The following is a 12,569-nucleotide window of genomic DNA, read 5'->3' as shown; positions in this document are numbered from 1 at the left end:
AGGGTGAAGGGATGGTGTTACGACAGGAGTTCGGGCTCCGCTCGGCTGATCCTGAGCCAGAGGGGCTGGTAGTTGATCCAGGCGACGAGGTCGGTGCCGAGCTGTTCGCGGGTGGCGACGGCGTCCCGGTGGTCGATGAGGACGGGTTTGCCGGCGGCGCGGGCGGCGAGCTGGATGCGGGCGCACCGGTCCATGGCGATGAACCACCAGGCGGCGGCGTCGACGGAGGAGCCGACGGTGAGCAGGCCGTGGTTGCGCAGGACGATGCCCTTGAAGGGGCCGAGGGCGAGGGCGACGCGGCGGGCCTCCTCGGCGTCGACGGTGACGCCGGTGTAGGCGTCGTAGAGGGCGTGGTCCTGGTAGAAGGCGCAGGCCTCCTGGGTGAGGGGGTCGAGGAGTTCGCCGAGGGCGGCCAGGGCGCGCCCGTGGGTGGAGTGGGTGTGGGCGACGGCGACGGCGTCCGGGCGGGCGCGGTGGACCTGGGCGTGGACGGTGAAGGCCGCCTGGTTGACGTGGTGACCGCCGAGGACGACCCGGCCGTCCCCGTCGGCGAGGACGAGGTCGCTCGCGGTGAGGTCGCCGAAGGGGGCGCCGAAGGGGTTCACCCAGTAGCAGTCGTCGTACTCGGGGTCGCGGACGGTGATGTGGCCGGAGACGCCCTCCTCGTACCCGAGCCGCCCGAAGAGCCGGAGCGCGCCGGCGAGCCGCTGTTTGCGGTGGGCGCGTTCCTCCTCGGCCGTCGCGTGGACGGGCGGCATGGCGAAGTGGAGCCGGTCGACGGGGACGGGGGCCGGTATCTCGGTCATGCGCCGGAAGGTAACGCCCGGCCGGTCAAGTCACCAGAGTCCGGACGGGAAGACGACGGAGCCGCCGCCCCTCGCGGGGGCGGCGGCTCCGTCGGCGTGCGGGAGGGGTCACTCCCACTCGATGGTGCCCGGGGGCTTGCTGGTGACGTCGAGGACGACGCGGTTGACGTCGGCGACCTCGTTGGTGATCCGGGTGGAGATCTTGGCGAGGACCTCGTACGGCAGGCGCGACCAGTCGGCCGTCATGGCGTCCTCGGAGGAGACCGGGCGCAGGACGATCGGGTGGCCGTAGGTGCGGCCGTCGCCCTGGACGCCGACGGAGCGGACGTCGGCGAGCAGCACGACCGGGCACTGCCAGATCTCGCGGTCGAGACCGGCCTTGGTCAGCTCCTCGCGGGCGATGGCGTCGGCCTCGCGGAGCAGGTCGAGCCGCTCCTTGGTGACCTCGCCGACGATGCGGATGCCGAGGCCGGGGCCGGGGAAGGGCTGGCGCTGGACGATCTCCTCGGGCAGGCCGAGCTCCTGGCCGACCATGCGGACCTCGTCCTTGAAGAGCTGCCGCAGCGGCTCGACGAGCTCGAACTCGATGTCGTCGGGGAGGCCGCCCACGTTGTGGTGCGACTTGATGTTGGCGGTGCCGGTGCCGCCGCCGGACTCGACGATGTCCGGGTAGAGGGTGCCCTGCACGAGGAAGGCGACCTCGGGGCCCTCCTCCTGGAGGATCTCCAGCTGCGCCTGCTCGAAGACGCGGATGAACTCCCGGCCGATGATCTTGCGCTTGGTCTCGGGGTCGGAGACGCCGGCGAGGGCGTCGAGGAAGCGCTTCTCGGCGTCGACGACGACCAGGCGGGCGCCGGTCGCGGCGACGAAGTCCTTCTCGACCTGCTCGGTCTCGTCCTTGCGCATCAGGCCGTGGTCGACGTACACGCAGGTGAGCTGGTCGCCGATGGCCTTCTGGACGAGGGCCGCGGCCACCGCGGAGTCGACGCCGCCGGAGAGGCCGCAGATGGCGCGCTTGTCGCCGACCTGGGCGCGGATGGCCGCGACCTGCTCCTCGATCACGTTGCCGGTGGTCCAGGTGGGCTGGATGCCGGCGCCGCGGTAGAGGAAGTGCTCCAGGATCTGCTGGCCGTGCGTGGAGTGCAGCACCTCGGGGTGGTACTGGACGCCGTAGAGCTTCTTCTCGTCGTTCTCGAAGGCGGCGACCGGGACCACGTCGGTGGAGGCGGTGACGGCGAAGCCCTCGGGGGCGGCGGAGCAGGCGTCGCCGTGCGACATCCACACGGACTGCTCGACCGGGGTGCCCTCGAAGAGGGTGGAGCCGGCCTTGGAGACGTGCAGGGGGGTGCGGCCGTACTCGCGGGCGCCGGTGTTGTCGACGGTGCCACCGAGGGTCGTCGCCATCAGCTGGAAGCCGTAGCACATGCCGAAGACGGGGACGCCGGCCTCGAAGAGCGCACGGTCGAGGCGCGGGGCGCCCTCGGCGTACACGGAGGACGGACCGCCGGAGAGGATGATCGCCTTCGGGTTCTTGGCCAGCATCTCGGCCACCGGCATGGTGGACGGGACGATCTCGCTGTAGACCCGGGCCTCGCGGACGCGGCGGGCGATGAGCTGGGCGTACTGGGCGCCGAAGTCGACAACGAGGACTACGTCCGGGTTGGTGACGTCGGGCGCGGCAGCGGGGGACGCTGATGACACTACGGCGGCCTTCCGGCGGTAGGAGGGTTCCCCCGAAGGGGCCTATTTGTCGATTCTACCGGCGCGCGGGTGACGCTCTTCGTCTCACCATCCGAACCGGGGTGGCCTTCGTCTCACCATCCGGGCCCGGCTTGCACCGGGCGGGAGCGCGGGGTCCATACTGGCGCCATGCGCACGCACTCGACCTTCGTGTTTACCTATGGCGACCGGCCCACCGGCTGCCATGGTCGTGCTGCTTGAGCAACTGACAAGCGACTTCCCAGGCGCCCCGGGCCGATCAGGCCCGGGGCGTCCTGCGTTTCCCGGGCCGGGCCGATCCGGGGCCTCCACACCACCAGGAGCCCCGCGTGACCACGAAGACCCTCACCGAGCAGACCGGCGCCCGCACCGACGAGGCGGCCTCGCTGATCGGCGACGCCCGCGAGCGGATCGACGCGCTCGACGACCGGATCATCGGTCTCATCCAGGAACGGATGGCGGTCTCGGCGGTGATCCAGGAGGCCCGGATCTCCTCGGGCGGCCGGCGGGTGAACCTGAACCGCGAGATGGACGTGCTCGCCCACTACCGCGACGCGCTGGGCAGGCCGGGCACGGCCCTGGCGATGACGATGCTGGAGCTGTGCCGGGGGCGCATCTGAGGGACCCCGCCGGGAGGCGGCGGTGCGGCCGGGACGCGTCCGGGTGGGTGCCCGCACCCGCGTTCGGTGCCGCTCTCACCCGTACGGCGCGTGACCGGCTCCCGCCGGGCTTCGTTGAGCGGGGTGTCCGTGCCAGCCAGGGGCGGGCCCGCAGAAACCACGCGTGGCTTCGCTGGGGCGTGTGGCGTGCTTCTGGCACGTCGTGGGACCTCGCTCCAGCGCACGTGACCGGACGGCAGGGGACAGCAGCCCGGTCACCCAGAAAGGGCGGTCGGTCCCGGGGACGCCCGGGGCCGACCGCAACCGGCTCACCGGTCGCGGATCCCGCGGCCCGCACCCCCTCCGTACCCGTCCCCTCCGGATCTCCCGTCCCCCTCCGACCTCTCCTCCCCCGACGCGGCGCGACCCCCCGGCGCCGCTCCGTTCGGCACCGCCGCTGCCCTGACACCGGTGCCGACCCCAGGGCCCGTGCCGCGACCGGAATCGCGGCACGGGCCCTCCCCATACCCCGCCCCCCTATGTGACGCGCGTCACATCAAGAACTCGTACAACGCCTACAACCAAAGGCGGGGGTCGGCGGTCATCTATGCAGCACCACAGAAAAGCCGGAAGGGCGCTGCACTCGGAGGGGGGTGCAGCGCCCTTTCCGTGTCCCGGCCCCTGGCCCCCGGTCCCTGGAGGACCTTCGGTCAGGCCTGCTTCTTCGGCGGGACCGCCGGGATGCCGAGGAACGGCAGCCGCAGGGCGCCGAACGCCTCGGCCGGGACCGCCGGGGACTTCGGCTCGACCGCCGCCACGCGCGCGTACGCCTCGCCCTGCCGGGGCCGCGGGTCCTCCTCGCCCTTGTTCGGCCAGAAGGACATCGCCCGCTCCGCCTGGGCGGTGATCGTCAGGGACGGGTTCACCCCGAGGTTGGCGGAGACCGCCGAACCGTCCACGACCGAGATGCCCGGGTGCCCGTAGAGGCGGTGGTACGGGTCGATGACGCCGGACTCCGCGTCGGCGCCGATCGGACAGCCGCCGAGGAAGTGCGCGGTCAGCGGGGTGCCCATCAGCTCGCCGATGTTGGAGCCGGCGAAGCCGTTGATCTCCTCGGAGAGCAGGGTGGCGGCCCGGGTCGCCGCCTCGATCTGCGTCGGGTTCGGCGCCCCGTGTCCCTGGCGGGCCGTGAGCAGGCCCTTCCCGATGCCGCCGGGCTTGCGGTAGGTGGTCAGCGAGTTGTCGAGGGACTGCATGACGAGGCCGATGATCGTCTTCTCCGACCAGCGCCGGTTGGAGAGCGAGCGGAGCGCCAGGGCGGGGTGGCGGAGCATGCCGAGGGCCCAGTTGCGCACCCGGTGGGCGCCGTAGGGGACCTGGAGGACGGTGAGGCCGCCCATCGAGTTGGAGCCCTTGCCGTAGCGGACCGGCTCGATGTGGGTGTTCGCGTCCGGGTGGACCGACGAGGTGATGGCGACGCCGCGGGTGAAGTCGGCCCTCTCCTTGCCGTGCTTGCGCCGGTAGCGGCGGTCGGTGGTCTGGGCGCCGACGATGCCCTCGGAGTTGGTGCGGGTCAGCTCGCCGAGCCGGCCGGAGATCCGGGGCAGCAGGCCGCTGTCCTTCATCCGGTGGAGCAGGGTCTGGGTCCCGTAGGTGCCGGCGGCGACGACCACCCGCCGGGCGGTGAAGGTGCGGCCCCTGCCCTTCCTCCGGTCGTCGGTCGGGAGGGTCTTCACGGCGTAGCCGCCGCGCGAGTCCTCGGTGACGGCGACGACGGAGGTCATCGGGTGGACGACCGCGCCCGCCTTCTCCGCGAGGTACAGGTAGTTCTCGTTGAGGGTGTTCTTGGCGCCGTGGCGGCAGCCGGTCATGCACTCGCCGCACTCGGTGCAGGCCTTGCGCGAGGGGCCGGCGCCGCCGAAGAACGGGTCGGCGACCTCCGCGCCGGGCCGCACCCGCGCCGGGGCGGAGCCGTCCTCGCCGACGGCGTCCCTCCCGTCGCCGAAGAAGACGCCGACCGGCGCCATGTGGAAGGTGTCGCCGATGCCCATGGCCTGGGCGGCGGCCTTCAGGTGGACGTCGGACGGGGTCATCGTCGGGTTGAGCCGCACGCCCAGCATCCGCTTCGCCTGGTCGTAGTACGGGGCGAGCTCGGAGCGCCAGTCGGTGATGTCCCTCCACTGCGGGTCGTCGAAGAACGGCGCGAGGGGCTCGTACAGCGTGTTCGCGTAGTTGAGGGAGCCGCCTCCGACGCCCGCGCCCGCCAGCACCATCACGTTGCCCAGCAGGTGGATGCGCTGGATGCCGTAGAGGCCGAGGGCCGGGGCCCACAGGAAGTTCTTCAGGTCCCAGGAGTTCTTCGGCAGGCTCTCCCGGGTGAAGCGGCGGCCGGCCTCCAGGACGCCGACCCGGTAGCCCTTCTCGGTGAGCCGGAGGGCGGTGACCGAACCGCCGAAGCCGGAGCCGACCACGAGGACGTCGTAGTCGTACGCGTCGTCGTCGTCCTGATTTCGGGCAGGGGGTACCGCGGTCATGGCTCTCCTCGTCAGGGAAAGGGGCGGGTCGGGCGGGGGCGGGCGGCGCGTCAGCTCAGGCGCAGGGCCTTCATCGCCTTCAGGGAGAGGCTCATCACCTTCGCGTACGCCTCGTCGTCCATCCCGAAGGAGGGCGCGAGCGGCATCAGGCGCTGCTGGGCGACGGTCTGGGCCTCGGTGTACTTGAGGATGCCCTCGGAGCCGTGGCGGCGGCCGAGACCGGAGTCCTTCATGCCGCCCATCGGGGCGCGGACGCTGCCGTACGCGGGCGCGTACCCCTCGTTGATGTTGACGGTGCCGGTGCGCAGCCGGGCGGCGACGGCGTGGCCGCGGCGCGCGTTCGTGGTCCAGACGGAGGAGTTGAGGCCGTACGGCGTGGCGTTGGCCTCCGCGACGGCCTCGTCCTCGTCGGTGAAGCGGTAGATCGAGACGACCGGGCCGAAGGTCTCCTCGGCGCAGACGGACATCGGGGCCTCGACGCCGTCGAGGATGGTCGGCTCGTAGAAGAGCGGGCCGATGTCGGGGCGGGCGACGCCGCCGGCGACGAGCCTGGCGCCCTTGGCGACGGCCTCGTCGACGTGGCGGGCGACGGTCTCCAGCTGGCGCTCGCCGACGAGGGAGCCCATGTCGGCGCCGTACGCGAGGGAGTTGCCGAGGCGCATGGCCCGGGTGCGGGCGGCGAAGCGCTCGACGAAGGCGTCGGCGACCGACGCGTGGACGTAGAGGCGCTCGATGGAGATGCAGAGCTGGCCGGCGGAGGAGAAGCAGGCGCGGACGGCGCCGGCGGCGGCCTTCTCGATGTCGGCGTCCTCCAGCACCAGCATGGCGTTCTTGCCGCCGAGCTCCAGGCTGACGCCGACGAGCCGGGCGGCGGCGCCCTGGGCGACCTCGCGGCCGGTGCGGGTGGAGCCGGTGAAGGAGACGTAGTCGGCGTGCCGGACGACCTCGGGGCCGACGACCGGGCCCTCGCCGAGCACGACCTGGAAGACCTCGGCCGGCAGTCCGGCCTCGATGAGCAGGTCACGGGCCCACAGGGCGGTGAGCGCGGTCTCGGTGTCGGGCTTCATGACGAGGGCGTTGCCCGTCACGAAGGCGGGCAGGGCGTCGCCGACCGAGAGTTCGAGCGGGTAGTTCCAGGGCGCGATCTGGCCGACGACCCCGCGCGGCTGGCGCAGCTCGGTGACCTTGGTGAGGGTCGGGACGACACCGGTGTGGCGCTTGGGGCGCAGGTACGAGGAGGCCTTGCGCCCGTAGTGGCGGGCGGCGACGGCGACCGCGAGGACCTCCTCGTGGGCGTGCAGCCGGGCCTTGCCGGTCTCCAGCTGGATGAGGTCGAGGACCTCGGACTGGCGGGCGAGGACGAGGTCGTGGAAGCGGAGCAGGACGGCGGCGCGGGCCCGGACGGGGGTGGCGGCCCAGGCGGCCTGCGCGGCGCGGGCGCGGGCGAACGCCTCGGCGACGTCCTCGGGCGTGGCCTCGGGCAGGTCCGCCAGCTTCCGCCCGGTGAAGGGCGTGTGGTTGGCGGTGCGGCCGGAGCCGATGACGCCCCGGGTGAGCCGGGCGACCAGGTCGGGCGTCACCACGTCGTCGGCGGTCCGGGCGCCGACCGGCACCGGGGCGACCGGGTTGGTGGCGCCGGCCGGGGCGGCGGTGCGGGCCGCCGGCGCGGCGTCGGCGGGAACCGTGGGGGCGGCGGTGGCCTGCGAGTCCGTCATGACGCCGAGCGTAGGCGCCGTTCCGGTCTTTGGGTACCCGCCGGTAACGCGTTTTCACCCCCGCGTCCACCATGCCAGTGATCACTGGCACATAAGCCCTGATCAGGGGCTTACGGCCGGCGGGGGGCGTGGGGAAGATTTTTACGGAGCTCAGGTGCCGGGCGCCCGCCAGTGCTGGAGGACGACGTCGAACTGTTCCCGGGTCTTCTCCCAGCTCGACTCCGGCGAGGTCATGTAGATCGCGTACTCGGTGCCGTCGTCGCCGAAGTACACCTGGTCGATCGCGTGCCGCGGCCCCGGGAAGTTCTGCTTCTCGGTCCAGGTGAACTCCCACAGCGCGGACTTGACCTGATCGCGGTAGGTGTTCTGGTTGAGCCACACCCGCTGGTAGTCCATCCGCTTCCGGAGCGTCTTCTCCAGGTCCAGGAGGTGGGTGTACGGGTTCTCGAAGTCGGGGCTGGCGTCGATGCTGATCCGGAGCCGGTGGCGGCCGCCGTCCGGGGTGTAGTCGATGTTCCCGCCGTCGGTCTGGCGCTTCCAGCCGTCCGGGACGACCACGCTGAAGCCCTTCGGGTCCTCGACCCGGTGCCAGCCCTCCGGGATGCCGTCCGCCGACACGCCCTTGGCGGCGGTCGGGGTCGGGGTCGGGGTCACGGATCCGGTGACGCCGGTCGTCGGACCGGCGCCGGGCTCGCCGCCCCCTCCCCCGTACTGCATCACGGCGAAGACGGCGCCGCCGGCGACGACGGCGGCGAGCACCGCGGTGAGGACGGCGGAGTACCGGCGGCCCTTCCCGGCGGGCGCCGGCGGGGCCGGGGCGGGGTGGGCGGCGGAGGGCTGCGCCGGGGCCGGCCACGGGGCCGTGCGCGGCGTCGGGGCCACCGGGGTCGGCACGTCCTCCCGGCCGGTCGCCCCGGAGGGCGTGTCCACCCGCTCCAGGTCCATCCGCTGGGTCGGCACGTAGGCCTGGGCGGCCTCCGGGCTGCGGCCCTCCATCGCGTCGAGCAGCATCCGCTCGGCCTCGTCGGCGCGCGGCCGCTGTGCCGGGTCCTTGCGCAGCAGCGCCACGATGACCGACGCGAGCGGCCCGGCGTTCGCCGGGTACGGCGGCTCCTCGGCGACGACGGCCTGCATGGTGCTGATCGGGGAGGTGCGGCGGAACGGCGAGGAGCCCTCGACCGCCGTGTACAGGGTGGCACCGAGCGACCAGAGGTCGGAGGCCGGACCGGGATCGCCGCCCTGCACCCGCTCGGGCGCCAGGTAGTCGATGGAGCCGACGAGTTCGCCGGTCCGGGTGATGGTCGAGTCGCCCTCGATCGCCGCGATGCCGAAGTCGGTGATGAGGACCCGCCCGTCGCGGGCGAGGAGGACGTTGCCCGGCTTCACGTCCCGGTGGAGCACGCCCGCGGCGTGCGCGGCCCGCAGCGCGCCGACGACGTGCAGCCCGACCCGGGCGGCCTCGCGCGGCGCGACGGTGCCGGCCTCCTTGACGACGTCGGCGAGCGACGGGCCGTCGACGAACTGCATGACGATCCACGGCCGGTCGTCGTGTTCGAGGACGTCGTGGACGGTCACCACGCCGGGGTGGGTGATCCGGGCGGCGGCCCGCGCCTCCTTCTGGGTGCGGGCGTGCAGCACCAGCCGGTCCGCCTCGGCGACGAACCTGCCCGCCGTCAGCTCCTTGACCGCCACCACCCGGTGCAGGACCTCGTCGTGCGCGCGCCAGACCTTGCCCATGCCGCCGCGTCCGATGGACTCGCCGAGCCGGTACCGCCCGGCGAGCAGCAGCCCCGACCCTGTGCTCTGAGAGTGTTCCACTTGCCCCCGCCCCGTTGCTTCCGATGCCAGGTTACGGAGGAGGGGACGGCGGACGGAACCGCGGGGCCCGCAAAGGAACCGCACTGTGACCGCCGGAGGCGGTCAACGCCCCGCCCGGAACCCCTTCACGGCCTCCTCGTAGACCTCCGTGACCTTCTCCCGCTCGCTCTCCGGACCGATCACCTGGACGACGTAATAGCGGCCGTCCTCGATCAGCGCGAGGTTGTGGACGAAGACCTCCCGGCCCGTGCCGTCCATCCAGGTGTACTGCCCCTCGGCGGTCGGCGTGCGGCCGATGTCCACCCGCCGGGCCTTCACCAACTGCGACCAGCTGGACTGCCGGTAGGGCTCCAGCTCGCGCTCCCTGGAGCTCTGGTACTCCAGCGGATCGGAGCCGTGGTCCCGGACGCTGTCCCGGCCCGGGACGACGATCAGGGTGAAGTCGCCCCCGGTGTAGCGGACTTGCCCCGCGTCGTTGACGGAGCTGCGCCGCCAGTCGCGGGGGACGCCGATCCGGAAGCCCTCCGGGTCCTCGCGCAGCACGTAGCCGGCGGCCGGCGCGGGACCGGAGGCGGGCGGGGCGGAGGTCTGCGGGGTCCGCGGGGCCGCCGGGGTGGTGGCGGGCGGGGCGGTGGTCGGCGCCGGCGCGGGGGGCGTGGTCGCCGGGGAGGCGGCCTTCGTCGGGGCCGCCGGGGGACCGGCGTCGGCGGGCTTCCCGCCGTCCCGGGGCAGGGCGACGGCGGCGTACGCCAGCGCGCCGCCGAGCAGCAGGAGGACGAACAGGAGCAGTCTGCGGCCCAGGGAGCGCGGGGCGGCCTGCGGGCGCGGACCCCGGCGCCGCGGCTCGGGCTCGGCGTCCTCGTGGCCGTACTCGTACGCCTGCCGGGACCCGTACCGCTCGTGCGTCTCGAACGGCGCTTCCCGGACAGGCTCGTACCGCTCGCGCGACTCGGACGGCGTCTCCCGCTGCGGCTCGTACCGCTCGTGCGAGTCGAACGGCGTCCCGCGCACCGGCTCGTACCGCTCGTCCTGCTCGAACGGCGTCTCCCGCGACGGCCCGTACCGGTCGCCGGCGCCGTCGTCCTCGTACGCGGGGAAGGGCCGCGACGGCGGCTCGGGTGCGGGGGCGGGCGGGGCGGTCCGCTCGGGGCGGGGCTCCTTGCCGCGCCGGTGCCGGTGGCGCCCGGAGGCGGCGGCCGCCCGGCGGCGGCGCACCAGCTCGCCCCGGCGGCGCAGGATCGGCAGCCGCCGGGGGTCGAAGCGCGACGGGGGCGCCGCCGCGAGGTCCGGCTCCGGCTCCGGCGCGGACCTGACCAGCGACCGCAGCCAGCCGCGCAGCTCCTCGAAGTCCGGCCGCTCGGTGGGGTCCTGGCGCAGCAGCGACTCCACCACCGGGCGCAGCGGTCCGCACTCCTCGGCGAAGGCGGGCGGCTCGGCGCAGACCAGCTGGACCAGTTCGGCCGCGCTGTCCTCGGGGTACGGGGCGTGGCCCTGGACGGCCCGGTACAGCAGCGCGCCGAGCGCCCACAGGTCGGTGGCGGGGCCGATGGGCGGGGCGAGGCGCCAGTTCTCGTGGACGGGCCCGGCCTGTTCGGGCGCCCAGCGCTCGGTGACGGCGCCGACGACCGCGATCCGGGTCTGCCGGGCCCGCTCGGCGTCGAGCCGGGTGGCCGGGCCGCGGTACCGCTCCGCCGCGGGACCCGGCTGCGCGGGCACGGCCGCCTCCGCGGGCGACGGCACCCGGCGGGCGGGCACCGGGGCGGCGGTGTACCCGGCGGGCAGCGCGGGGCGGCCGGACCCGGGCAGCACGGAACCGCCGCCCGCCGGGACGCGCGGCGCGTCGTCCCGGGAGGCGTGCGGGCCGTCGCTCCAGGTGCCCTTGAGCATCAGCCGGGGCGGACGCGGGCCGCCGGGGGGCCGCTCGTCCCCCTCCTCGTCCTCCTCGTCCTCGTCGGCGGCGTCGTCGCCCGTGCGCGCCCACCACTGCGGGGCCGGGCCGGGCCGGGTGCCTCCGGGCAGGGCGGGCCCCGCCGGGCCGGGCTCCGCGACGGCCCCGGGCGGGGCCGGTGACGGCGGCTCGGGCCAGGGGACGGGCACGGCCCGGGGCGCGGACGGGGAGTCGGGTGCGGGCCGGGGTTCGGGCGCGGGCGTCGGCCCGGGCACGGCCGGGCGCCGGTCCGGAAGCGGTCCGGTGTCGCCGCGCCGCGCGGCGGCGGCGCGGGTGGCCGCGCGGTAGGCGGCGATGGCACCCGCCCTGGCCGCCCGCAGATCGGCGCTGGGCGGTACCGCCGGGGCCTCCGGCGGGCTCGCGGGACGCTGCGGTGCGGCCCGCCCGTAGGGGTCGACGCCGTACGGGACGGGCTCCGGGTCCTCCGGCGGCCCGGGCTCGGCGGCGGGCTCGGGTGCGGCGGGCAGCGCGGCGACGCCCTCGGGGGCCGCGTACTCCCCGGTCTCGTACACCTCCGTCCCGTACGCGCCGGTCGCGTGCTCCCCGGTCCCGTAGGCCTCGTGGCGCGCGGCGGGCTCGTACGCCTCGTACGGCTCGTGGTGCGCGGCCGGCTCGTACGCCTCCTGGTTCCCGGGCTCCTCGTACTCCCCGGTCGCCCCGTACTCCTCGTACTCCTCGCGCTCCTCGTGGTCCCCGTAGTCCTCGTGGTCCCCGGCGTCGCCGGCCCCTTCGGTCCCCTCGGTCTCCCCGTACGGTCCCGGCCCCCCGTACTCCGGCTCGGGGGCGGGGAAGGGCGGGTCCTCCGGGTCGGGGACGGGGGCGTAGCCGCACAGGGCCTCCTCGGCGGCGCCGGCGGCGAGGCCGGTGAGGAGGACGCGCCCGTCGTCGCAGACCAGGACCGTGCGGGCGGTGATGTTGCGGTGGACCCAGCCGTGGGCGTGGAGGACGCGCAGGGCGGTGAGGAGGTCCGCGGCGATCTCGGCGGCGCGGAAGGGGTTGAGCGGGCCCTCGGCGAGGAGGGCGGAGAGCGGACGGGCGGCCACGTGTTCGCTGACTATCCACAGCGAGCCGGCTTCCGCGAAGACGTCGAAGACCTGGTCGAGTAACGGGTGGTCGGGGATCTGCGCGGCCGCCTGGGCCGCCTCGATCGCGCGGCGGGCGACGGGCTCGGCCGGTCTGCGGGTGGCGCCCCCGCCGCCGCGCGGACCGGTGGGCGCGGGTCCCTCGCCGAGGAGTTCGGCGTCGACGATCTCCGGCAGGGGGACCTGCCGGATCCGCACCTCCTGGCCGCTGTACGTGTCGAAGGCGCGGGTCTCGACGAGGTCGACGAGGGCGTCGGCGCCGGTGGGCGGCAGGGGCAGGCGGTAGCGCTCAGCGAGCACCCTTCCCGCGTACTCGTCCACGGCGCCTCCCCCTGCGCTTCGGTCGTC

7 protein-coding genes are annotated in these 12,569 nt (G+C 74.5%); 1 reads left to right on the top strand and 6 read right to left on the bottom strand.

Annotation, left to right across the window (positions count from 1 at the left end):
• Positions 1-17: 17 nt before the first annotated feature.
• Together IE287_RS02105 and guaA are read right to left on the bottom strand one after the other, a co-directional pair.
• On the bottom strand, positions 18-806 hold the full coding sequence (locus tag IE287_RS02105) for a class II aldolase/adducin family protein (RefSeq protein WP_189847094.1): 789 nt from the start codon (positions 804-806) through the stop codon (positions 18-20).
• Between the two features lie 108 nt (positions 807-914).
• Positions 915-2,507 (bottom strand): glutamine-hydrolyzing GMP synthase, encoded by a 1,593-nt coding sequence (guaA, locus tag IE287_RS02100; protein ID WP_189847093.1) that lies wholly within the window; start codon positions 2,505-2,507, stop codon positions 915-917.
• A 347-nt stretch (positions 2,508-2,854) separates the two neighbouring features.
• Between guaA and IE287_RS02095 the strand changes: the two genes are divergently transcribed.
• Positions 2,855-3,145 carry a chorismate mutase gene (locus IE287_RS02095; RefSeq protein ID WP_189847092.1) on the top strand — a complete coding sequence of 97 codons (291 nt, stop codon included), beginning with the start codon at positions 2,855-2,857 and terminating at the stop codon, positions 3,143-3,145.
• Between the two features lie 689 nt (positions 3,146-3,834).
• Here IE287_RS02095 and IE287_RS02090 read toward each other — a convergent pair.
• The 4 genes from IE287_RS02090 to IE287_RS02075 all read right to left on the bottom strand — a co-directional run bounded on the left by IE287_RS02090 (position 3,835) and on the right by IE287_RS02075 (position 12,542).
• Positions 3,835-5,658, bottom strand: a complete 1,824-nt coding sequence (locus IE287_RS02090) for a GMC family oxidoreductase (RefSeq protein WP_189847091.1) — start codon at positions 5,656-5,658, stop codon at positions 3,835-3,837.
• 50 nt (positions 5,659-5,708) lie between these two features.
• A complete protein-coding gene (locus tag IE287_RS02085; protein WP_229883226.1) occupies positions 5,709-7,373 on the bottom strand; it encodes a succinic semialdehyde dehydrogenase in 1,665 nt (554 codons plus the stop codon).
• A gap of 150 nt (positions 7,374-7,523) precedes the next feature.
• Positions 7,524-9,191 carry a serine/threonine-protein kinase gene (locus IE287_RS02080; protein ID WP_189847090.1) on the bottom strand — a complete coding sequence of 556 codons (1,668 nt, stop codon included), beginning with the start codon at positions 9,189-9,191 and terminating at the stop codon, positions 7,524-7,526.
• Between the two features lie 102 nt (positions 9,192-9,293).
• Positions 9,294-12,542 (bottom strand): serine/threonine kinase C-terminal domain-containing protein, encoded by a 3,249-nt coding sequence (locus IE287_RS02075; RefSeq protein WP_189847089.1) that lies wholly within the window; start codon positions 12,540-12,542, stop codon positions 9,294-9,296.
• Positions 12,543-12,569: the final 27 nt, after the last annotated feature.

The organism is Streptomyces omiyaensis (assembly GCF_014650895.1).
Classification (GTDB): Bacteria; Actinomycetota; Actinomycetes; order Streptomycetales; family Streptomycetaceae; genus Streptomyces; species Streptomyces omiyaensis.
The sequence above is the reverse complement of the archived record's forward strand: the minus strand, read 5'-3'. Positions and strand labels throughout refer to the sequence as shown.